20 protein-coding genes are annotated in these 22882 nt (G+C 65.2%); 13 read left to right on the forward strand and 7 right to left on the reverse strand.

What is annotated here, in order from left to right; genetic code table 11:
* Window positions 1–47: 47 nt before the first annotated feature.
* Entirely contained in the window at window positions 48–635 is a 588-nt protein-coding gene (locus tag AB3X99_RS24740) for a flavin reductase family protein (RefSeq protein WP_342946366.1), read from the reverse strand.
* A gap of 131 nt (window positions 636–766) precedes the next feature.
* Complete coding sequence (locus tag AB3X99_RS24745) at window positions 767–1717, reverse strand: DMT family transporter (protein WP_368618443.1); 951 nt, start codon at window positions 1715–1717, stop codon at window positions 767–769.
* Window positions 1718–1833: 116 nt separating this feature from the next.
* Between AB3X99_RS24745 and AB3X99_RS24750 the strand changes: the two genes are divergently transcribed.
* Window positions 1834–2640, forward strand: coding sequence for a helix-turn-helix domain-containing protein (locus AB3X99_RS24750; RefSeq protein WP_368618444.1), 807 nt, complete (start codon window positions 1834–1836; stop codon window positions 2638–2640).
* 90 nt (window positions 2641–2730) lie between these two features.
* Entirely contained in the window at window positions 2731–2949 is a 219-nt protein-coding gene (locus AB3X99_RS24755) for a hypothetical protein (RefSeq protein WP_028207581.1), read from the forward strand.
* Between the two features lie 86 nt (window positions 2950–3035).
* On the opposite strand, the gene AB3X99_RS24760 is transcribed toward AB3X99_RS24755, so the two are convergent.
* The 4 genes from AB3X99_RS24760 to AB3X99_RS24775 all read right to left on the reverse strand — a co-directional run bounded on the left by AB3X99_RS24760 (window position 3036) and on the right by AB3X99_RS24775 (window position 8230).
* Window positions 3036–4229, reverse strand: coding sequence for a porin (locus AB3X99_RS24760; RefSeq protein ID WP_368618495.1), 1194 nt, complete (start codon window positions 4227–4229; stop codon window positions 3036–3038).
* Between the two features lie 129 nt (window positions 4230–4358).
* The gene (locus AB3X99_RS24765) at window positions 4359–5630 is read right to left on the reverse strand and encodes a c-type cytochrome (protein WP_368618496.1); all 1272 of its coding nucleotides are present in this window, start codon (window positions 5628–5630) and stop codon (window positions 4359–4361) included.
* A 74-nt stretch (window positions 5631–5704) separates the two neighbouring features.
* The gene (locus AB3X99_RS24770) at window positions 5705–7480 is read right to left on the reverse strand and encodes a GMC family oxidoreductase (RefSeq protein ID WP_368618445.1); all 1776 of its coding nucleotides are present in this window, start codon (window positions 7478–7480) and stop codon (window positions 5705–5707) included.
* Window positions 7481–8230, reverse strand: coding sequence for a gluconate 2-dehydrogenase subunit 3 family protein (locus AB3X99_RS24775; protein ID WP_368618446.1), 750 nt, complete (start codon window positions 8228–8230; stop codon window positions 7481–7483).
* A gap of 309 nt (window positions 8231–8539) precedes the next feature.
* Here AB3X99_RS24775 and AB3X99_RS24780 point away from each other — a divergent pair, with 309 nt between their 5' ends.
* The 9 genes from AB3X99_RS24780 to AB3X99_RS24820 all read left to right on the forward strand — a co-directional run bounded on the left by AB3X99_RS24780 (window position 8540) and on the right by AB3X99_RS24820 (window position 19929).
* Window positions 8540–9487: a dihydrodipicolinate synthase family protein gene (locus tag AB3X99_RS24780; protein ID WP_368618447.1), complete on the forward strand. Its 948-nt coding sequence runs from the start codon at window positions 8540–8542 to the stop codon at window positions 9485–9487.
* Between the two features lie 29 nt (window positions 9488–9516).
* Window positions 9517–11097, forward strand: a complete 1581-nt coding sequence (locus AB3X99_RS24785; RefSeq protein WP_368618448.1) for an aldehyde dehydrogenase (NADP(+)) — start codon at window positions 9517–9519, stop codon at window positions 11095–11097.
* Window positions 11098–11376: 279 nt separating this feature from the next.
* Window positions 11377–12477: an ABC transporter substrate-binding protein gene (locus AB3X99_RS24790; RefSeq protein ID WP_368603067.1), complete on the forward strand. Its 1101-nt coding sequence runs from the start codon at window positions 11377–11379 to the stop codon at window positions 12475–12477.
* Between the two features lie 109 nt (window positions 12478–12586).
* The gene (locus tag AB3X99_RS24795) at window positions 12587–13666 is read left to right on the forward strand and encodes an ABC transporter ATP-binding protein (protein ID WP_368618449.1); all 1080 of its coding nucleotides are present in this window, start codon (window positions 12587–12589) and stop codon (window positions 13664–13666) included.
* The gene (locus AB3X99_RS24800; protein ID WP_368603045.1) at window positions 13663–14544 is read left to right on the forward strand and encodes an ABC transporter permease; all 882 of its coding nucleotides are present in this window, start codon (window positions 13663–13665) and stop codon (window positions 14542–14544) included. Before AB3X99_RS24795 ends, AB3X99_RS24800 begins: the two co-directional genes overlap by 4 nt.
* Window positions 14544–15470 carry an ABC transporter permease gene (locus AB3X99_RS24805; RefSeq protein WP_368618450.1) on the forward strand — a complete coding sequence of 309 codons (927 nt, stop codon included), beginning with the start codon at window positions 14544–14546 and terminating at the stop codon, window positions 15468–15470. Before AB3X99_RS24800 ends, AB3X99_RS24805 begins: the two co-directional genes overlap by 1 nt.
* 39 nt (window positions 15471–15509) lie before the next feature.
* Window positions 15510–17261 carry an L-arabinonate dehydratase gene (araD, locus tag AB3X99_RS24810; protein ID WP_342946357.1) on the forward strand — a complete coding sequence of 584 codons (1752 nt, stop codon included), beginning with the start codon at window positions 15510–15512 and terminating at the stop codon, window positions 17259–17261.
* A gap of 119 nt (window positions 17262–17380) precedes the next feature.
* On the forward strand, window positions 17381–18580 hold the full coding sequence (locus tag AB3X99_RS24815) for a porin (RefSeq protein WP_069267329.1): 1200 nt from the start codon (window positions 17381–17383) through the stop codon (window positions 18578–18580).
* 149 nt (window positions 18581–18729) lie between these two features.
* Entirely contained in the window at window positions 18730–19929 is a 1200-nt protein-coding gene (locus AB3X99_RS24820; protein WP_368618451.1) for an amidohydrolase family protein, read from the forward strand.
* Between the two features lie 156 nt (window positions 19930–20085).
* On the opposite strand, the gene AB3X99_RS24825 is transcribed toward AB3X99_RS24820, so the two are convergent.
* Entirely contained in the window at window positions 20086–20718 is a 633-nt protein-coding gene (locus tag AB3X99_RS24825; RefSeq protein ID WP_342946355.1) for a TetR/AcrR family transcriptional regulator, read from the reverse strand.
* A gap of 245 nt (window positions 20719–20963) precedes the next feature.
* Here AB3X99_RS24825 and AB3X99_RS24830 point away from each other — a divergent pair, with 245 nt between their 5' ends.
* Both AB3X99_RS24830 and AB3X99_RS24835 read left to right on the forward strand, forming a co-directional pair.
* Window positions 20964–21857: an NAD(P)/FAD-dependent oxidoreductase gene (locus tag AB3X99_RS24830; RefSeq protein ID WP_069267332.1), complete on the forward strand. Its 894-nt coding sequence runs from the start codon at window positions 20964–20966 to the stop codon at window positions 21855–21857.
* A 96-nt stretch (window positions 21858–21953) separates the two neighbouring features.
* Complete coding sequence (locus tag AB3X99_RS24835) at window positions 21954–22817, forward strand: class I SAM-dependent methyltransferase (RefSeq protein ID WP_368618452.1); 864 nt, start codon at window positions 21954–21956, stop codon at window positions 22815–22817.
* Window positions 22818–22882 lie beyond the last annotated feature (65 nt).

Genomic DNA, 22882 nt, shown 5'->3' on the forward strand with positions numbered 1-22882 from the left:
ATTTCACACCACACGCGAATCATAGCGGCCTGATCGCGTTGGTGCGCTTACGCGAGTTCGCGTGCCTTAATCGTGTCGCTGGCGCGCACGAAATTGCCGGCCCCCAGATGGTGGATCGTGTGCAGGTCCGCGTTGCTGCTGTCGAGTTCCCAGTGGCCATTGCGGAAGACACGCGGCTCGGCCGCGGCAGCGATCACTTCGGCGAAGCACGTATCGTAGGCGTCTTCGGTGTGCCGTTCGGGAATCAGGCGGCATTCCATCCACGCGCAGCAGCCTGCTTCGAGCAGGGGCAAGCCGAGCTTCGGGCCCGTAATGGCGGCGATATCGAAACGCTGGAACTTGTCGGTCTCGCGGCCGCTGACGCTGCCCACGGCGTAGGTCAGATCGATTGCGGCGGCGCCCGGAATGATCACGCCGAACTTGCCGCTCGCGTTGATGAGTTCGCGCGTGAACGTGCGCTTGTCGATCACGATGGCGATGCGCGGCGGTGTGAATTCTACGGGCATCGACCACGCGGCCGCCATGACGTTGCGGCGCTTGCCGTCGCTGCTGGTGACGAGCACGGTGGGGCCGTGATTGATGAGGCGGCTCGCGTGTTCGAGCGCTACGGGCGTAAAAGTCGAGAGGGTTTGCATCGGGTGCCGGATTCGAGGTGAGTCGGAACCCGAGCGACTTTACCTCAGAAAGCGCAGGCGTGCGGCGAGACGCCGTCACGCCAAGCGAAAGACCGTAGATGCCGCGTAATTCGGGTACTTTGTTGATCGAATCAGGATACCCGAGCGCGGTTTGCGTTGGCGGCACGACGGCCGAAAGCCTGGCGGACCCAGCTTTGAGCGTTCACCACCAGCAGGCCGATCAGCACGAGCGCCGAGCCAAACAGGAACGCGGGCTCTACGCGCTCGTGCAGCAGCGCGACGCCGAACGCCACGCCGAACAGCGGCGTCATGAACGACAGTATGCCGAGGCGCGCGGCCAGATAGCGGCGCAGCAGCCAGAACCACACGAGATAGCTCACGAACGAGACGAGCAAGGTCTGGAATGCGAGGGAGGCCAGGGCGAGCGGCGTGCCGTGAAAATGCGCCTGGCCGGTCAGGAACGAGAACGGCACCAGCGCGACGAAAGCACCCGCCAGTTGATAGAAGAGCGTTTGCGTGGCGGGCGCCTCGCTCAGGCGGCTCGTGCGCACGACGACAGTGGTGAGCCCCCACGCCGCGCCCGCGCAAAGACCCATGAAGTCTCCGAGCAGCCACAACGGCGAGCCCGGGATGTCGGCGCCCAGCAGCGCGGGCCCGAGGAACGTGATGGCGATGCCCGCGAAGGCGATCGCAATGCCGCCCCATTGCAGCCGCGCGAGGCGTTCGTCGGGCAGGCGCAGATGCAGGCCGATTGCCGCGAACATCGGCGCGGTATAGAGAAACACGGCCATGTGCGAGGCATTGGTCCAGCGCAGGCCCATGGCCACGAACACGAATTCGAGCGCGAACAAGCCGCCTGTGACGAGCCCCGCGCCGCGCGCCACGCCCGGCAGCCAGCGCTCGCGCGAAACGAGCTGGTTGAAGAGCCACACGAGTGCCGCCGCCACGCCCGAACGCAGCCCGATCTGCAGCATGGGCGGGATGTCCCCGGCCACCGCCTTGATCGCGACCTGTTGCAGACCCCATGCGAGGCAGAGCGCCACCATGATGGCCACGGCCGTTGCGTCGACTTGCTTTCTCATTGCGGGCTCACTGATTTGAAGGATTCGGCTGAAGTTTGTTGGCAGTGGGCGTAGTATTGATGCGACGGGATGCGCGCATATAGCGCAAAACTGACAATCGATAGCCCCAGACCGCCATGCCCAAAACACCTGCCCGTGCTCGCCCGGCGCGCTACCTGCGCCTGCCGCCCTTCACCGACGTGCTGCCCACGCCCGTGTTCTTCCGCATGGAGCACATGCCTTCGCATGCCACCTATCCGCAGATGTGCCACCCGTGGGGCGAGTTCGTCTACGCGTTCAGCGGCACGACCGAGGTGAAGGCGGGGGACGAGCACTACATCACGCCGCCGCATCTCGGGCTCTGGATCGCGCCGGGCACCGAGCACGTGGGCTTCAACGAGCAGGAGACCGTGCATTGCTCGGTCTACATCAGCCGCGACCTGTGCACGCGCATGCCGGCAACGAGCTGCGCGGTGATGGTGTCGCCGCTCGTGCGCGCGATCCTCGAGCATCTGCGTGTGACGCCAGCGGAGGAAGAGGGCGAAGCGCAGCGCGCGCGTCTGTTGCGCGTGCTCGTGGATCAGCTGTCGACCTGCGCGACCACGGGCAGCTTCGTGCCGCATACCGACGACGCCGATCTCAACGCTATCCTCCAGGTGCTACGGCAGAATCCCGCCGACAATCGCTCGCTTGCAGAGCTTGCCGATGCATTTCACATGAGCGAGCGCACGCTCATGCGCCGCGCGCAAAACGAGCTCGGCATGTCGCTGACGGAATGGCGCCAGCGCATCCGGCTCGTCAACGCGCTGCCGATGCTGCATGCCGGGCGCAGCGTCGAGGCCGTGGCGCTGGATCTGGGGTACGCCACGTCGTCGGCTTTCATCGCAATGTTCCGACGATTGACGGGCACGAGTCCCGGACAGTTCGTGGCCCGTACGCGTTGAACATAGGGCTGCGCGTAACGTCGATTACGAAGCCTTACGAAACCCCACAAAACCCTAAAGATTCCCTGTGCGCGCGCCGTTAGAGCAGGCATGAAAGCCCTACTCACCCAAACCGACGCACGCTTCATCCTGTCGATCGCCCTCGAGCTGGCCGAGAGCCAGGCCGCCGCGGCCGGGGTTCAGCTCGAATCGGCGGCAGGATCGGCGATTACCGACGACGTGATCGTCGCCACGCTCTCGCAGTTCGCACCGACCGTGACGATCGACGAGTTTTACGGCCTGCTGGACCGGCCGGAGGTGCTGCACTGAGCGGCGCCGCGGCCGGCAAAGGCAAGCGGGCGCTCATGGCGTGAGCACCCGCAATTTCGTTGCGCAAGCAACGAAACTTCGGAGTATTAGAACTTCTGACGCAAGCCCACGCTCACGATGGCTTGCGACCGCGTGGCCGACGAGTGGCCGTTGCCCTTGTCGGACACCGAAGCGGTTGCCGCGACCGGATTGCCGGCTGCGTCGAGCGTCATGCCTCCTGCATGCTGGTAGCCCGCGAGCAGATACACCGTCGAGCGCGTCGAGAGATCATAGGTCGCGCCCACCGAAACGTTGTGGTACTGCGCGTCTTCATCCACACCTTCCACGGCGCTGCCGCGCGTGTAGCTGTAGCCCGCGAACAGATGCGTGCGCGGCTGCACGTTCCACTGCGTGAAAATGCCCGCAATATTGAAGATCGCATTGCCCGAGAACAGAGAATTCGCGCCCGAGCGATATTGCACGTTGCTGTAGTTCACGCCGACCACGGCGGGACCGAAGTCCCACGTTGCGCCCGCCGCCACCACCTGCTGCGATTGCGCGCTCGCATAGCCTTCGTTGATCGACGAGTTGAACGTACCGTCGTACGTGCCTTGCCACTTGCCGTAGGTGGGATCGTCGAGGCCGGTCTTGCTGTTGTCCGAGTGTTCATAACCCACGCCCATGCGCAGCGGGCCGTTTGCGTAGCCCGCGCCCACGCTCCAGGTGTTCTTGCGCTTCATGCTGCCCGCCTGGCCGCCGAAACCGTACAGCGCACCGAACGTGAAGCCCCCGTAGTTCGCGCTCGTGTACTTGATCGAGTTGTCGACGCGCGTGGTCTGGTCGAGGTCGTCGATGTCGCCCGGATGCGCGCCGAAGCCGCCGATGTAGTTCACGGGCGCGACCGGCCCGACGAAGTCGTCGAGCGAGGTGTACTGGCGGCCCATGGTGAGCGAGCCGTAACGCTGATCCGAGAGGCCCACGAAGGCCTGACGGCCGAACAGGCGCCCGCTCTGGCCCGAGGTGCCGTTCGTGATGTCGAAGCCGTCTTCGAGCAGGAAGATGGCCGCGAGCCCGTTGCCCAGGTCTTCCTTGCCCTTGATGCCCCAGCGGCTGCCCGAGAGGTTGCCGGTGGAGAGGCCCACGTTCGAATGGCCCGTGTAAGCGCCGGTGGTGCCGGTGCGCTCGTTGCTGCGATACGTGATGCCGGCGTCGGCAATGCCATACAGCGTGACCGAGCCTTGCGCCGATGCGATGCCGGCGAGCGAGAACAGGACTGGTGCGGCGAGCAGGTGTTTTCTCATCATTTGTTGTATCAACGTCTAAAGATCGCCTGTTGAGCGATTTCTGGTTTTGCGCGCACACGCCTGCGGTCTCGCGAACGAGACCGCAGGCATGAAACGCGGGGAGGGAAAAGTGCTACGCGGGGCGCGTTAGTGCTTGAGCGTTGCGCCAGGCGGCAGCCCCGGCGTGCTCACGGTGATGGTCTTGCGGACCCTCCCGACGTCTTCGGCGCTCACTGGCGCGCCGGTGTTGCCCCAGCTCGCACGCACGAAGGTGGACACGTCGGCCACTTCCTGGTCGGACAGACGCCAGCCGAACGGCGGCATCGTGAACGACGAGGGCGCGGATTGCGTGCCTTCGAGCGCGCTGCCTGCGAGCAGCACGTGAATCAGCGAAGTGGGGTCCTTGCCCTGCACGACCGGGTTGCCGCCGAGCGCCGGGAACACGCGCGTGTAGCCGCGTCCGTCGCTGCGGTGGCAGGCCATGCAGTTGTCGCGATAGACCGCTGCGCCGCGTGCGCTCGCGTCGCCGTTTTGCAGCTTGTGCGCGGCGGCGGGATCGTAGGCATACGCGGTTTCCTTCGGGTCACTGGAGGGCAGCGTCTTGAGGTAGCGCGCGATGGCGAGCAGGTCCGCGTCGTTCATGTGCTGCATGCTGTGCTGAACCACGTCGGTCATGCCGCCGAACGCCGCAGTATGCAGATTGCGTCCCGACTTGAGGAACTGCACGATGTCGTCCTCGCTCCAGTTGCCCAGGCCCGTGCGCGGGTTGCCGCGCAGGCTGGAGGGGACCCAGCCGTCGATCGGGGCGCCGCCCGCGAGGAAGTCGTCGCCTTCGAGGTCGGTGAGCGCAAGCTCCTGCATCGTGCGTGCGCGCGGCGTGTGGCACGCGCCGCAGTGGCCGAGGCCCTGCACGAGATAGGCGCCACGCGCGACGATCGCATCGTTGTAATGCGAGCCGTCGAACGCCTGCACCTTCGGCGCGAACAGCACGCGCCAGGCGCCGAGCGGCCAGCGCATCGAGAGCGGCCAGGGAATGTCCACCGCGCGGTTCTGCGCCTGCACGGGCCCGACGCCGTGCATGAAGTACGCGTAGAGCGCCTTCATGTCGTCGTCGGAGAGGCGTGCGTACGACGGGTAGGGCATCGCCGGGTAAAGCGTGTCGCCGTTCGGCCGCACGCCCTGGCGCACGGCCCTGGCGAAGTCGTCAAAGCTCCACTTGCCGATGCCCGTATTCGAGTCGGGTGTGATGTTGGTCGAGTAGATCGCGCCGATCGGCGTGTCGAACTTCAGGCCGCCCGCGAAGGGCCTTCCGCCCTGTGTGGTGTGGCAGGCAATGCAGTCGCCGGCGCGTGCGAGGTATTCGCCGTGCGCGACGAGCGCGGCATTCGGTTGCTCAGCCGCGTGTGCCGAAAATGCCATGAACGCCGCACACGCGAAAGTTGCGCGCGCAACGTTCGCGCCGATGGAAAAAATGTTCTTCTTCATGCGACTCTTCACACGCTCACCAGGGGACCGGGATTCTTCAGATACTGGTTGCGAATGGCCTTCGCGCTCCAGTAAGCGAGGGCGGCGACGAGGCCGGTCGGGTTGTAGCCGATCCCCTGCGGGAACGCGGAGGCACCCATCACGAACACGTTGGGCACATCCCAGCTCTGCAGATAGCGGTTGATGACGCTGGTGTTCGGATCGGTGCCCATCACGGCCCCGCCCACGAGGTGAGTGGTCTGGTAGCGGCGCGAGTCGAAGTGCGCGCCGAACTCGCGCGTGTAGACGTTGATGGCCTTCGGGCCCATCGCCTCGGCAATCTTCTGCATCTGGCCCGTCACGTACCGCGCCATCTTGATGTCGTTGTCCTTCCAGTCGAAGGTCATGCGCAGAAGCGGCTGGCCGTATGAATCGCGATAGGTCGGATCGAGGTCGAGGTACACGTCGCGGTACGACATGTTGGAGCCGTGCGCGTCCATCGAAATGGTGTGCGCGTAGTGGTCCTTCACGGCCTTCTTCCAGCCTGCGCCCCAGTTCGGCGTGCCCGCGGGCGTGGCGATGCCGCTGATCGGCTTCACGCCCGCCTGGTTCACCCAGAGCGGCGAGCCGCCCACGAAGCCGGGCGGACCGTGGTCGAAGTTGTCGGCGTTGAAGTCGTCCACGGCCACGCCGTTGCCGCCCGCACCGATGAACGGGTTCGTCCACGTGTCCTTGTCGAAGAACGCCGTGATGGTCGAGAGGTTCTGGTACGCGAAGTTGCGGCCCACCACGCCTTCGCCCGACACCGGGTCATAGGGCTTGCCGATGCCCGAGAGCAGCAGCAGGTGCACGTTGTGATACTGGAACGCCGAGACGATAACGAGGTCCGCGGGCTGGAACACTTCCTGGCCCGCCGGATCGATATACGTCACGCCCGTGGCGCGCTTTCTGGTGCCGTCGAGTTCGACGCGCAGCACGTGGCATTTCGAGCGCAGTTCGAAGTGCTTTTCCTGCTTGAGCGCGGGCAGGATGTTGAGATTCGGCGAAGCCTTCGAGTACATGTAGCACGCGTAGCCGCTGCAGAAGCCGCAGAAGTTGCACGGGCCCATCTGCACGCCATAGGGGTTCGTGTACGGCCCCGACGTGTTCGCCGAAGGCAGGCGGTAGGGATGCAGGCCGAGCGACTTCGACGCATCGAAGAAACGCTGCGCCGAGTACGTATTCAGTTGCGCGGGCAACGGGAAATTGTCGCTGCGCGCGGCTTCGAACACATTGCCGTCGCCGACCACGTTGCCCTTCACCTTGTACGCCTGGCCCGAGGTGCCGAACACCTTTTCCGCGAAGTCGAAGTGCGGCTCCAGTTCGTCGTAGGTGACGCCGTAGTCCTGGATCGTCATGCCTGCGGGGATGAACTTCTTGCCGTAACGCTCTTCGTAGTGGCTCTTCAGGCGCAGCTCTTCGGGCGTGATGCGGAAATGCACGCCCGACCAGTGCAGGCCCGCGCCGCCCACGCCTTCGCCGGGCAGAAACGCGGCGAGCTGGCGGTAGGGCAGGGCCGTGTCGTTCACGCCGTGGCGGATCGAGACGGTGGTCTTCGAAAGATCGAGAAAGAGCTTCTTGCGGATGTTGTACGTGAGCTCGTCGATGGTGTTGGGGTATGCACCGTCCGGGTAGGTGTCGCGATACTCGCCGCGCTCGAGCGCCACCACCTTCAGACCCGCTTCGGTCAGTTCCTTCGAGAGGATCGCGCCGGTCCAGCCGAAGCCGACCACGACGGCATCGACATGAGGTTTTTTGATCGCCATTTACGTACGCTCCCCGTTGATCGAGACCGGGCCGTACGGATAGGGCTTGCCGTTCTGGTTCACGAAATCCATGAAGTCGGCGCGTGCGCCGGGAAAGCCGATCATCTTCCACGCGGCCATGTTGCGGTTGCCGCCGTGGATCGGGTCGCAGAAGTAGCCTTCGCGCGTGTTCTGCAGCAACTGCCCGAAGAACACGGAGGCCGGCACGCCATCCAGCTCGACCTTGCCCGCCTCGAGCGCGCTGAGCACGCTGTCGCGCGTGCTGGCGTCGAGAGCGTCGAAGTCCTTGCCGTAGGCCTTCGCGCAGTACGCGTTCACGGCCTTGATGCCGAGCCGGTAGATGTCGCGCGGCACGAGCTTCAGCTGGTAGCCGAGTTCAGGCACGCCTTGCTGGAACGGCCCCTGCATGTACCAGAGCGCGCCGTGCGCGTAGGGCGTGTCCATCTGCCGGTCGATGAATTCGGGCACGCCGGCTTGCAGCGCGCCGGGGCCTTCGGAGTCGGCGGGAATCAGACGGTCGGTGGCGGCTTCGACAAAGGCCCACTCGCGCGCGTCGAAGAAGCGCGGCTTATAGGCGACGGCCTGACCGGCTTCAGGCCTGGCGTTGGGCGCAGAGGCGGCGCTGCCCGCCGCGGCGGTTTCGCTCGACGGCTGCTTGCCGCCCTCGCAGCCCGCCAGTGCGCTGGCGGGTACGAGCACCGCTGCCGTGCGCAGGAAGCCGCGGCGTGTCGTGAGAGGAGATTCAGACATGGTGGGATTCTGTATGAGTTCGGCGCGGTGTGGTTCGACCGTGTCCGCGTAGCCATCCTGAGTTGTTGCGCGTGACATCCGCCGCGGCTGCCACGGAACGGAATGTTAAATGGAACCGGTTCCACGATTGGAGCGCAATTCTACAATATACCTTTACGGGGCCGGTCCCGACCGCGCAAGGGCGAGCGGACCACGGTTGTCATACCCTCCGAACAAACCCCAACAAATGCAACAAGTTGTTTGACAACTACGGTGGGCCGGTGCTACTGTGCCCGGTATTGACAACCCACCATCCCAGCACGAGGCCTCATGAACGTGTCCCCGATTGTCGAGAGCGAATTCGCCTCGACTGTGATGGCAGTGCCGCCGCTCGCACGCCGCCCCGACTTCTCCCTCGACGTCGAACAGAACCGCCAGCTGATCCGCCATATGGAAGCGGGCGGTATTCGCACGCTGCTGTACGGCGGCAATGCGAATCTGTACCACGTCGCCGTGAGCGAATTCCGCGAGTTGCTTGACATGCTCGCCGGCCTCACCGCGCCCGAAACGCGCGTGATTCCGGCCATCGGCCCTGACTACGGCAAGATGCTCGACCAGGCGCGCATCCTCGCGCAAACGCAATACAAGACGGCCATGGTGCTGCCGCTCTCCGGTTTCACCACGCCCGCAGGCGTCGAAGCCGGTCTCGCGCGCATCGCCGACACCGCCGGCATTCCGCTCACGCTCTATATCAAGAGCGAAGACTATGTCGACGTCGACACGCTCGTGCGCCTGATCGACCGCGGCACGCTCATTGCGGTGAAGTACGCCATCGTGCGCAAGGACCCGGCGAACGATCCGTATCTGCGCCGCCTGCTGGAACGCGTGCCGGCCTCGAAGGTCGTCTCGGGCATGGGCGAGCGTCCGGCGCTGGTCCACGTGCGCGACTTCGGTCTGGCTGCCTGGACCACGGGCTCGGGCTGTATCGCTTCGAGCGCCATCATGGCGCTCCTGAAGGCCGCGAAGGAGGGCCGTGCGGAAGAAGCCCAGCGCCTCTACGATGCCTTCATGCCGCTCGAAACGCTGCGCGACAACATCTCGCTCATCCGCGTGCTGCATGACGCCGTGACGCTCTCGGGCATTGCCGACATGGGTCCGATCCTGCCGCTGCTCTCGCAGTCGCCCGCTGAGGCGCTGCCGGCGATCGGCGACGCGGCCAGGGCGCTGCTCGCGTTCGAGCAGAAGCTGGCCGCAACGGCCCAGACCGCCAGCGCATAAATGGCAGATAGCATTTGAACGGAGCGAACATGCAGATTACTGGAGCCATGTTGTTGGGCGCGCAAGCGGTGCGCGGCGAGGCGGGCGAGATGCGCGCCTTCGCGCCCGCGCTCGGCCAGGAGATCGAGCCGTCGTTCGGCCTCGGCGGCAAGGCCGAAGTCGCGCGCGCCTGTGAACTCGCGGCGCAGGCGTTCGACGCCTTCCGCGCCGCGCCGCACGAAACGCGTGCGCGCCTGCTCGAAGCGATCGCCGAGCGCATTCTCGGCACCGGCGACGCGCTGATCGAGCGCGCGCATCTCGAATCGGCGCTGCCCAAGGCGCGCCTCGAAGGCGAGCGCGGCCGCACGGTCGGGCAGCTGCGCCTTTTCGCGTCGCTCGTGCGCGACGGCCGCTGGTGCGGCGCCGTGCTCGACTCGGCGCTGCCCGAGCGCAAGCCGCTGCCGCGCTCGGACCTGCGCGCGCATCGCATCCCGCTCGGCCCGGTGGCCGTGTTCGGCGCGAGCAACTTCCCGCTGGCGTTTTCGGTGGCGGGCGGCGACACGGCTTCGGCGCTGGCTGCCGGCTGCCCGGTCGTCGTGAAGGCGCACCTCGCGCATCCGGGCACCTCGGAACTCGTGGGCCGCGCGATCCAGCAGGCCGTGGCTGACGTCGGCCTGCCCGAAGGCGTGTTCTCGCTCGTGTTCGGCGGCGGCAACGAAGCGGGCGAAACGCTCGTGGCGCACGCGGCTATCAAGGCCGTGGGCTTCACGGGCTCGCGCCGCGGCGGTCTCGCGCTTTCGCACATCGCGGCCGCGCGTCCCGAGCCGATTCCGGTCTACGCCGAAATGAGCAGCATCAACCCGATGTTCGTGCTGCCCGCGGCGCTGGCCGCCCGCGGCGATGCGCTCGCGCAAGGCTTTGTCGATTCGCTCACGCTGGGCGTGGGCCAGTTCTGCACGAACCCAGGCCTCGTGTTCGCGATCGACTCGCCGGAACTCGACCGCTTCGTGAAGGCGGCGAGCGCCGCGCTCACGCAGAAGCCCTCGCAGAGCATGCTGACTCCCGGCATCGCCTCGACGTATGGCGAAGCGATTGCGGCGCGCAAGCAGCTGCCGGGCATCGAGAATCTCGCCGAAGGCACGAAGACAGAAGCGCATTGCGACGCGCTGCCGGTCCTCTTCAAGGCGAGCGCCGAGCAGTTCCTCGCCCAGCACGCGTTGTCGGACGAGATCTTCGGGCCGACCTCGGTCGTCGTGGCGTGCCGCGACGAAGCCGAACTCGCGCGCGTGGCGGAGCACCTCGAAGGCCAGCTCACGGCGACGCTGCACATCGACCGCGACGACTACGCGATGGCCGCGCGCCTCTTGCCGATTCTCGAGCGCAAGGCCGGCCGCATTCTCGCCAACGGCTTCCCGACGGGTGTCGAAGTCTCGTATGCGATGGTTCACGGCGGCCCGTTCCCGGCCACTTCGGACGCGCGCTCGACTTCGGTGGGCGCGATGGCGATCGAGCGCTTCCTGCGTCCGGTCTGCTACCAGGACCTGCCGGCCGAACTTTTGCCGGTCACACTGCAGAACGACAATCCGCTCGCGCTGTGGCGTTTGCGCGACGGCGAGCTGGTGAAGCAGTAATCCCGCGAAAGCGGTCAGAAAAGCGCCTGCAGAAGCCTTGCAGGCGCTTTCTCCAAAAGGAGCCCGACAAGAGGCTCACAGTAGTCTCACAAAGAGCCTGACGTTGCTTGACAACTTGATGCGTGGTTCGGCATCCTGTGTCCGGCTTTGAAAATACAAGAATCGACGGGTCGCGTAGAACAAATTCCATAAACAGAGATGTGAGGAGATGCGATGTTCGATGGACGTTTGAAGGCCAGGGTGCTGGCCGTGTGTGTGGCGGCCGCCGCGGCGCTCGGCATGAGCGCGGCAAAGGCCGATCCCGTTTCGCTGAACATAGTCGACGTGGCCGGTAACCTGCAGCTCACGCAGAAGGCTTTCGAAGCGTTCAAGGCGAAAAACCCGAATCTCGTCTCCAACATCACTTACACCAACGCGCCCGCACCGCAGTTGCCTGGCAAGATCAAGGCCATGCAGGCCGCCGGTCGCGCCGACATCGATCTCGTGCTGACGGGGACCGACGCGCTCGCCGCCGGCATCGAACAGAATCTCTGGATGAAGCTGCTGCCCGACCAGCAGGCCGCGCTGCCGGGCGTGCTCGACAAGTACGCGCCGGGCGCGCGCAAGATGCAGGACCTGGCGCAAGGCTACGGCCTCGAAGTGGCGTACATGCCGGCCGGTCCGCTGATCGAATACAACCCGGCCAAGGTCGCCAGGCCGCCGCAAACGCCGCAGGAACTGCTGACGTGGTGCAAGGCGAACCCCGGCAAGCTGATCTATGCGCGTCCGGCCAACTCGGGGCCGGGCCGCACGTTCCTGATGGGCCTGCCTTACCTGCTCGGCGACAAGAACCCGCAAGACCCGATCAACGGCTGGGACAAGACCTGGGCGTTCCTGAAGGAGCTGAACTCGTGCGTGCCGTACTACCCGGGCGGCACCTCGGCGGTGATGAAGGAATTGGGCGAAGGCACGCGCGACATGACCGTGACGGTGACGGGCTGGGACATCAACCCGCGCGCGCTCGGCATCGTGCCGGCGGACTTCAAGGTGCAAGCGTTCAACAACATGACGTGGGTGAACGACGCCCACTACATGGTCGTGCCGAAGGGCGTTTCGAAAGAGAAGCTCGCGGTGCTGCTCAAGCTCATGAACTTCATGCTCGAGCCGCAGCAGCAGGCCATGACGTATGACGACGGCTACTTCTATCCGGGCCCGGCAGTGAAGGACGTCACGCTGCAGATGGCGCCGAAGGAAAGCCAGGACGTGATCGCGAAATACGGCCGCCCCGAGTACGCGAAGTGGCTCACGGCCTATCCGCATGTCCAGCCGCTTTCGGCGCAGGCGATGGTCGCGGCGTTCCAGAAATGGGACCGCGAAGTCGGTTCGCAGAAGTCGCAGTAACGAGAGGAAGAATCAGCAATGGACGGACGGTATTCGAGTCGCTCATTCGGGTTGAGTGCCGTCCGCGTTCCATTCGTACGTAGTTGATCTTGTTGATCAGGAACGTGTCATGAAGCATTCTTTCGATCGCCTGCGCCTCGACTCGGTGTGTCGTAGCTTCACTAGCGCAGAGGGGACGCAGCTCGCCGCGCTGCGCGGTCTCGACCTCGACGTTCGCCGCGGCGAATTCATCGCGCTGCTAGGGCCGTCGGGCTGCGGCAAATCCACGGCGCTCAATTGCATCGCCGGTCTGCAGCCGCTCACGAGCGGCAGCATCTGGCTTGACGACCAGCGCATCGACGTGTTGCCGCCCGAGAAACGCGGCTTCGGCATGGTGTTCCAGAATTACGCGTTGTTCCCGCACATGACGGTGCTGGAAAACGTCGGCTTCGGCCTGAAAATGCAGGGCGTGCCGCGCGAAGAGGCGAAGCGCCGCGCGCGCGAGGCGCTGCAGCTCGTGCAGCTCGTCGGCCATGAAAACAAGCTGCCGGGCCAGCTTTCGGGCGGCCAGCAGCAGCGCGTGGCGATTGCCCGCGCCATCGTCATCGAGCCGCCGCTCGTGCTGATGGACGAGCCGCTCTCTAACCTCGACACCAAGCTGCGCATCGAAATGCGCGCGGAAATCCGCCGCATTCACGGGCAGCTCGAACGCGCCACGATTTACGTGACACACGATCAGGACGAAGCGCTTTCGATGGCGGACCGCATCGTCGTGATGAAAGAGGGCGTCGTGCAGCAGGTCGCGACGCCGAAGGAAGTGTATAGCCGCCCCTCGAATCTGCACGTTGCGCGCTTCATGGGCTTTCGCAATGTGCTGCCGTTCGCCATGACGGGCGAGCAGGGCGCGCATGTTGCGATGTCGTCTTCGGGCATCACGCTCACAGGCGTGCCGATGGGCGAGCTGAACGGCGGCGAAATTTCCGTGGCCATGCGCCCCGAGGATTTCGAGCGCGCCAACGCGGGCGATGCGAACGCCTTCGACGTCGAAGTGGAAATGGTCGAATACGGCGGCCGCGATTCGCTGCTGCTCGCCAACGCGCCGTTCGGCAAGCTGTGGGCGCGCGTGGAAGGCGAATTCGAAGCGGGCGAGCGCGCCACGCTGCGCGTCGCGCCTTCGCACGTGCTGGCCTACGCGGAGCGTGCGTCATGAGCACGCTCCTTCCGTCGCTGGTCAAGGCGCCGCGCGATTCTCGCGGCTGGCTCATCACGCCCGCGCTCGGCTTCATCATCGCGATGTTCCTCTATCCGTTCGCCTACGGTCTCGTCCTGTCGTTCAGGCCGATGAACGGCGGGGGCATGTTCGCGAATTACCTGCAGTTCGTTCACGACCTTTCACTCTGGCCCACGGTGTTCGTCACGCTCAAGCTGGCGGTGCCCGCGACGATCATCAATGTCGGGCTCTCCCTGCCGGTGGCCTTCGCGCTGCGCCGCAAGTCGCCGTACCAGAAGCTCGTGACCACGCTGCTCGTGATTCCCGTCACGCTCGGCACTGTGCTGATCGCCGACGGCATGCTCAGCTACTTCGGCCCGAACGGCTGGTTCCCGCAGGCGCTGCACGCACTGCATCTGTATACGAACGAAGAGATCCGGCTCACGCACAACTATTGGGGCGTGCTGATTTCGCTGATCGTTTCGGGTTTCCCGTTCGCGTTTCTGCTCACGCTCTCGTACGTCACCGGCATCGACCCGACGCTCGCGCGGGCGGCGGCCACGCTTGGCGCAGGCCCGTGGCAGCAGTTCCGGCAAATCTATTTGCCGCTGCTCGCGCCCGGTCTCACGATGGCCGCGTGCCTGTCGTTCGTGCAGGCGTATTCGGTGTTTCCTTCGGCGGTGCTGCTCGGTGCGCCCGCGGGTCCCACGCGCGTGATCTCCATTGCGGCAGCGGAGGCGGCGTTCGAGAGCTATGACTACTCGCTCGCCTCGACCATCGCCATCGTGATGGGCTTCGTGCAGTTGATCGTCGTGGCCGCGATGTTGAGCGCCAAGCGCTTCTTCTACTCGGGCCCGGTGAGCGGGGGGAAAGGCTGATGAGCGCCCATCAACGTAACGCGGCCGGCCTCGGCGCGGGTGCGCAGGCGGGCGAGGAGCGTAGCGCTCCTGCCGCTAACGTTGCGCAGGCGAGGGCCGCTTCGCGCCTGCCCGACGTGCTCTGGAAAGTGTTCGTCTGGGGCGGCGTGGTGTTCTTCCTGCTCAACGTGGTGCTGCTGATCGCCACGGTGGGCGTGAACTCGATCGCCACGCGCTGGTTCGGCACGCCGCTGCCGCAGGGCTTCACGCTGCACTGGTATGCGCAGGCGTGGCGCGACTTCCAGCTTTCGAGCGTGCTGTGGGTGACGTTCGAAGTGGTCGGCTCGGTCGTGCTGCTCTCCATCGCGCTGGGCGTGCCCGCGGCCTACGCTCTGGCGCGCGCGCAGTTCCCAGGCAAGCGCATTGCCATGCTCGTGTTCCTGCTGCCGCTCATGGTGCCGCCCGTCACGTACGGTATTCCGATGGCGACCGCCATGTACCAGATCGGCCTCGCGGGCACATTGCCCGGCGTGATCCTCGCGAACCTGGTGCCCGCGCTGCCGTTCGTGATCCTCGTGATGACGCCGTTCATCGAGCAGATCGATCCGAACCTCGAGTCGGCCGCGCGCATTTTCGGCGCGAACACGCTGCGCTATTTCCGTTATGTATTGCTGCCGCTCCTCGTGCCGGGGATGCTGGCGGCCGGGCTGCTCGTGCTGGTGCGCACGATCGGCATGTTCGAACTCACTTTCTTTACCGCCGGGCCCGACACGCAGACGCTGGTGGTTGCGCTGTACTACGCCGTCTTCTCGACGGGCGTGCGTGCGCCGCAATCCATCGACGCGATGGCCATGATCTACATGGCCATCACGCTCGCGTGGGTGCTGGTGGCACTGCAGTTCGTCAGCCCGACACAGCTCGTGTCGCGCGTGAAGGAGCAGCGCTAGGGCCGGCGGCTTTACTGGAAACACCTGGAGCAACGCAAGATGAGCAAGAAGCGAAAGACCCCCGAAGAACTGCGCAGCCACCGCTGGTATGGCGTGAACGACCTGCGGTCGTTCGGCCATCGCTCGCGCACCGCGCAGATGGGCTACAGCCGCGAGGAGTACGCGGGCAAACCGGTGATCGCCATCCTCAATACGTGGAGCGAGATCAACCCTTGCCATACGCACTTCAAGCAGCGCGTGGAAGAGGTCAAGCGCGGCATCTGGCAGGCGGGTGGTTTCCCGATCGAACTGCCGGTGCAGACGCTTTCCGAGCCGTTCCAGAAGCCCACCACGATGCTCTATCGCAACTTCCTCGCCATGGAGGCGGAAGAGACGATCCGTTCGTACCCGGCCGACGGCGTCGTGCTGATGGGCGGCTGCGACAAGACCACGCCCGCGCTGCTGATGGGCGCGATCTCGATGGATCTGCCGACTATTTTCCTGCCCGCGGGTCCGATGCTCAACGGCAACTGGAACGGCGTGACGCTCGGTTCGGGTTCGGACACCTGGAAGTACTGGGCCGACCTGCGCGCGGGCAAGATCACCGAAGAGGACTGGAAGGGCGTGGAAGGCGGCATTGCACGCTCGCCGGGCCACTGCATGACGATGGGCACGGCATCGACGATGACGAGCGCCGCGGAAGCCTTGGGCTTCACGCTGCCGGGCTTCGCCTCGATTCCCGCGCCGGACTCGCGCCACGCGCAGATGTCGGCGAAGACGGGCATGCGCATCGTCGAGATGGTGTGGGAAGACCTGAAGCCGTCGGACATCATCACGCGCAAGTCGGTCGACAACGCCGTGACCACGTGTCTCGCGCTTTCGGGCTCGACCAACGCGATCGTCCACATGATCGCGCTTGCGCGCCGCGCCGGTGTCGATCTCACGCTCGCGCAGTACGATGAAATCGCGCGCCGCACGCCGGTGCTCGCGAACATCCGCCCGACCGGCAAGTACCTCATGGAGGACTTCTACTACGCCGGCGGCCTGCGCGCGATGCTCAAGGAACTCGGCGAGCTGATCGACGGCACGCAGATGACCGTGAACGGCAAGACGCTCGGCGAAAACATCGCCGACGCGCAAATCTACAGCGAAGAGGTAATCTATCGCCGCGCGAAGCCGCTCATGCCGGATACGGGCCTCGCCGTGCTGCGCGGCAATCTCGCACCGGACGGCGCCGTCATCAAGCCCGGTGCGGCGGAAAAGCGCCTGCACGTGCACACGGGCAAGGCCGTAGTGTTCAAGGATTACAACGACATGGCTGCGCGCATCGACAGTGAAGAGCTCGACTGCGACGAGAACAGCGTGATCGTGCTCCAGCACGCGGGTCCTGTCGGCGCGCCGGGCATGCCGGAGTGGGGCCAGCTGCCGATTCCGCAAAAGATTCTGCAGAAGGGCGTGCGCGACATGTTGCGTATTTCCGACGCGCGCATGAGCGGCACGAGCTACGGCGCATGCGTTTTGCACGTGGCGCCGGAATCGTTCATCGGCGGTCCGCTCGCCCTCGTGCAGGACGGCGACCTGATCGAGCTGAACGTGCCGGAGCGCCGCCTGAACGTGCTGATTTCGGACGAGGAAATGGCGCGCCGCAAGGCCGCGTGGGTCGCACCGGAACCGCGCTTCAGGCGCGGATATGGCGCGATGTACCAGATGCACGTCATGCAGGCCAACAACGGCTGCGAGTTCGACTTCATGCAGCGTGACGGCGTGGGCGGCTCGTGCGCCAGCGCCGGCGGCGAACCCGAGATTCACTAAGGAGACGAATTCGGCCGGGAGCGCTTCAGGGGTGATGCGCTCCTTGCCGGACAGGAGGCAATGTAGCAACCAGGGTTTTAACGAGTATCAAACCACAACGACTAAAGATAGGACGACTGATGAAAAAGACTATCCTCGCTTCCGCGCTTGGACTCGCCGCGCTGGGCGCTCACGCGCAAAGCAGCGTCACGCTGTACGGTATCGTCGATAACGGTATTGGTTATCAAAGCAGCTCCACCTCGCTGGGCAAGACTTCTGGCGGACGTTCGCTCGTCAAGATGGCGCAGGGCATCTGGGCCGGTTCGCGCTTCGGCTTGAAGGGCGGCGAAGATCTGGGCGGCGGCACGCGCGCGATCTTCACCCTTGAAGAAGGCTTCAATTCGGCAACGGGCGCACAGCAAACCACGAACCTGATGTTCAGCCGCCAGGCGTTCGTGGGTGTCACGAACGCGAACTACGGCACGCTGACGGCCGGCCGCCAGTACGCCCCGTACTACACGCTGCTTTCGCCGTACAGCCCGACCACGTGGCTGACCGGCGCATACGGCGCGCACCCGGGCGACATCGACTCGATGGACACCATCTATCGCATCAACAACGCGCTGGTCTATACCTCGCCGAACATCGCGGGCCTGACCGTGAGCGGCATGTATGCACTGGGCGGCGTGGCGGGCAGCACCGGCGCAGGCCAGACGTGGAGCCTTGCCGCGCAATACCTGCACGGTCCGGCAGGCATCGCCGTAGGCTTCGAGCGCCTGCACAACGCGACGCCTAACGGCGGCGCATGGAGCGCGAACTCGACGGCTTACAGCAACGGCGAGCCGGGCGTGTCGGCTCTCACGAACGGCTTCCAGACGACACAGTCGCAGCAGCGCCTGGCTGTGACAGCTGGCTACCAGTTCACCTCGCAGTGGGACATTTCGGTGGCTTACTCGAACGTCCAGTACATTCCGGGCACGGGTTCGTCCTTCCACGACACGCAGATCTGGAACACGGGCGGCGTCGTGCTGCACTACAAGCCGATCACCGTGCTCGACCTCGCGGCTGGGTTCTCCTACACGCGCGCGACCAAGGCCAACGGCATCCAGAGCTCGGCTTCGTACGCACAGTACAACCTGTCGCAGTACTACACGCTGTCGAAGCGCACGGGTCTGTACTTCGTCGAGGCGTACCAGCGCGCAGGCGGTCAGACGCTTGGCACGAACGGCGCGGGCAACATCATCAACGCGACTGCCGACATCGGCGATGGCCAGAACAGCGCGCCGTCCTCGTCGCGCAGCCAGGTGGCGGGCGCGATCGGTATCATTCACCGCTTCTAAGTCTTCACGCTCCGAAAGCAGTATGTTCGGCGGTGCCGGGTCGATAACCGGCGCCGCCGTTTTTTTTGCGGGCAGAGGTAGTAGAACATCTAATCTTCGAATATCCGGCCGAATCGATAAGATCCTGCGATGTTTCACGGAGAATCGGCATGACATTCACGACTTCCGCGCTTCATCTCTCCAACGTCAGGCTGGCCGACGGCCAGCGCGTTGGCGTCGCGCTCGCCGATGGCCGCATCGAGGCAATCGGACCCCACGTCGCGGCACAGCCGGGCGTACCAGTCGTCGACGGCGGCGCAGGGCTGTTGCTGCCCGGATTCGTCGAAGGCCACACGCACCTCGACAAGAGCAACTGGGGCCGCCCGTGGTATCGCAACGAGGTAGGGTCGCTGCTCACCGACCGCATCGCCAACGAGCGCGAATGGCGCAGGACCTCGGGCCACGATGCCGCCGCCCAGTCGCTCGCGCTGGCGCGTGCATTCGTGCAGGCCGGTACGACGCGCCTGCGGACCCACGTCGACATCGACACCGACGCGCGGTTGCGCTACCTCGAAGGCGTGCTCGCCACGCGGCAGACGCTGCGCGATGTCCTCGACCTGCAGATCGTCGCGTTTCCGCAGTCGGGCATGCTGATCCGGCCCGGTACGGTCGAACTGCTCGACAGCGCACTGGCGGCCGGCGCCGACGTGCTCGGCGCGCTCGACCCGGCGCTGATCGACGGCGATCCCGTGGCCTCGCTCGATGCCACGTTCGCACTGGCGGAGCGCCATCGCAAGCCGATCGATATTCATCTGCACGAACCCGGCGAGGTCGGGGCGTTCACGCTGAAACTGCTGCTCGATCGCGTGCAGGCGCTCGGCATGCAAGGCCAGGTGGTCGTGAGTCACGCGTTTTGTCTGGGCGCGTTGCCGGAGCGTGTGCGCGACGCATTGATCGACCGTATTGCGCAACTGCGCGTGGCGCTGCTGACGAGCGCGCCGCCTTCGTGCCCGGTTCCGCCGCTCAAGGTCTGCCGCGACAGGGGCGTGACGGTGTTCGGGGGCAACGACGGCATTCGCGACACGTGGTCGCCGTATGGCGTGCCCGACATGCTCGAGCGTGCCATGTTGATCGGCTTGCGCTACGACTTGCGGCGCGACGACGATATCGCTATCGCATTCGACTGCGTGAGCGTGGCCGCCGCGCGTGGCTGCGGTTTCGCCGACTACGGTCTGCAGGTTGGGGCGCGGGCGGACCTCGTCGTCGTGGACGCGGAGAGCGTCGCGCAGGCCGTCGTCGCGCGGCCCAAGCGCAAGCTGGTTGTCGCGAATGGATGTGTCGTCGTGCGTGATGGGGAGTGGATCGTGTAAGTGATCGGTGGGACATGCAGCACGGCGGCGCGTTCGGTCCGCCAAAAAGCGCTTCGCAGATTGCCAGGTCAGGGCTCGGTTCGACCCTTCTCTGTCGTTCCACTTAGAACAGCGGATGCAACTTCTGCGTGTTCTTCATCGGCCGCAGTGGCATCGTTAGATGCCACCGTGCGCGGCGATGAACATGGCGACGGCCGACCGGCAATAGGATTCGATTTCGTTGTCGTCCTCTGCTCTCGCCTCGTCGAAGCGGGCGATGAGCAGGAGATCGGATCCTTTGAAAAGCGCGGCAAACAAGCGGGCCGACTGGAGAGCGTCGGGTACGTTCAGAATCGCTTTCGCGTGCAACTGACTCAACACGGCCTCGATTTGGGCGATGACATGCGCGGGCCCGGCATCGTAATGGAGCTTGCTTAACGACGGTTGATTCGTCTTGTCGGCCAACACCATGGCTTCGACACTGCGGACGTCCGGGCTCAACAGCGTGCGAAGCAGGGATGATCCCACCGCCATGAGCTGATCTTCGGCCGAACCGTCGACGCCTTCAGAAAGGGCCTGCGGTGCAAACTGATCGCAGCGGGCCACCATGGCCGCGCTGAACAGCGCCTCCTTGTTCTCGAAGTGCCGATAGATGCTGAGCTTGGATATCTTCGCGCGCTGGGCGACCTTGTCCATGGTCGTCGCTTGAAAACCCAATTCCACAAAGAGTTCGCAGGCGGCGTCGACGATCGTTTGGCGAAGCGCCTCGTTGGCGGGCCGGCCGCGCCGGCCCTGGCTGTTTTCGGTCACGTCAATTCCAGTACTTGACAGTATTCAAATTCGCGTATTACGATACCATTAAGTATCGCAATGTGCAAGCCAGGGGTGGTTTCACCGGTTGTCCAAATCAGGGTTCCCCGGGGCGCCCAGCGACATCGAATGGGGCATTGTCCGGCCGGTCACCTACTCGCTGACCCTCTCAAGCGCGTATCGCCCGCCGATATTGCACACCACGCCCAGCCGACCCCTCCATCCACAACACGGAGCCCAACACCATGAATGACGTCATCATCATCGGCGGCAGCTTTGCCGGCCTCGCCGCCGCCCTGCAGCTCGGCCGTGCCCGCCGCAAGGTCACCGTTCTCGATACCGGCAGGCCGCGCAATCGCTTTGCCGGCCACTCGCATGGCCTGCTCGGCCACGATCACAAGCCGCCGCTGGACATCCTGGTCGAGGCGCGGCAGCAGCTGGTGCGCTATCCAACGATCAGGCTGGTCGATGCGCGGGCCGAGAGCGTGTCTGGCGCCATCGACGATTTCTGCGTCGTCACTGACGATCACGAAAGCCTGAGGGCGCGACGCCTGATCCTGAGCTATGGCGTCGCCGACCAGATGCCTGATGTTCCGGGCTTTGCCGAAAGCTGGGGCACGTCCATCGTGCCCTGCCCCTATTGCGACGGCTTTGAAGTCGCCGGCCAGCATTGGGGCCTCGTCTGGTCCAGCCCGCAATCGCACCAGTCTGCCAGGCTGTTCCGCGATTGGACTGACAAGTTGACTGTCTTCGCCGATGGTCATGACATTGCGGCCGATATCCAGGCCGATCTGGCGCGCCGCAACATACCTCTCGTCGATGGCCGGATCGTCGAGATCGCCCATCACATGGGCGATATCGCCACCGTCAATCTCGATACCGGCCGCAATGTCGCGGTCGATATCCTGTTCGCCCAACCGCGCAACAGGCCGTCCGCAAGCCTGCATGAATCGCTGGGCCTCGCCACGGTCGATACGCCCACCGGCATCGTCCTAAAGGTCGACGAGCGCCGCCAAACCAGCATGCCCGGCATCTACGCCGCCGGCGACCTCGCCACGCCCTTCTTGCCCTCGGTCACCCAGGCATCATCGCAGGGCGCGATGGCGGGTATCTTCGCCCAGCAGTCGATGGTTGTTTGAGAGCACAGATTCCTTTCTCCCGTTGCGTCGTCGCCTTCGAAAAGGGCGGCGTAGATCGGCGCGGTGAAGGACGGATCGTCGAGTCAAGGAGATGACATGGCAGAGCAAAGTGCCGATCGGGCCGGTGACTGGAAAGGTCAAAGCGGGGAGCGCTGGGTCGCGAACCAGGCCCGGCTCGACGCTATGGTGGCGGTCTTTGGCCAGGCCGCGATAGAAGCCGCCGCGCCCGCGACGGGTGAGCGCGTGCTGGACATCGGCTGCGGCGCGGGCGCGTCGAGTCTGGCTCTCGCAGCCCGCGTCGGCGCAGGGGGCCAAGTGCTGGGCGTGGACATATCCGAACCGCTGATCGGCCGGGCGCGCGCGCTTGCGCAACGGGATACGCCGGCCCTATTTCTGGTGGCCGACGCCAGCAGCGCAGAGCTGCCCGAGGGCGCGTTCGACATCCTGTTCTCGCGTTTCGGTGTGATGTTCTTCGACAATCCGATAGCGGCGTTCGCCCACATGCGACGCGCGCTCCGGCCCGGCGGCCGGGTCGCTTTCGTCTGCTGGCGCGGCGCGGCCGAGAACGATTGGGTGCGCCTGCCGATGGGCGCGCTCAAGGGCATCGTCCCGCCGAGCGCACTGCCCGATCCCGAAGCGCCCGGCCCGTTTTCGTTCGGCGACCGGGGGCGCGTGGCACGCATCCTGACGGCGGCCGGCTTCACCGATATTGCTATCGCCCCCTTCGACGCTTCCGTCCCGTTCGGCGAGGGCGGGACGCGGGACGCTGCGATCGACGACGCGGTGAAGGTGACACTCGAGGTCGGCCCGTTGTCGCGTGCGCTCGCTGATCAGCCCGACGACATCCGCGCCCGCGCCTCGGCCGCAGTTCGTGCCGCCTTCGCGGGCCTCCCCGGCGAGCGGTCGGTGATGATCAACGGCGCGGCGTGGATCGTCATGGCACGCAATCCGGTAAGCTGACAGGTGACGTCGACCGATGTGTCAGAACCGGTCATTCCTCGTGTCTCGGGGAGGGCCTACCTTGA

It is taken from the genome of Paraburkholderia sp. BR10882, from assembly GCF_040948855.1.
Lineage (GTDB): Bacteria > Pseudomonadota > Gammaproteobacteria > Burkholderiales > Burkholderiaceae > Paraburkholderia > Paraburkholderia nodosa_A.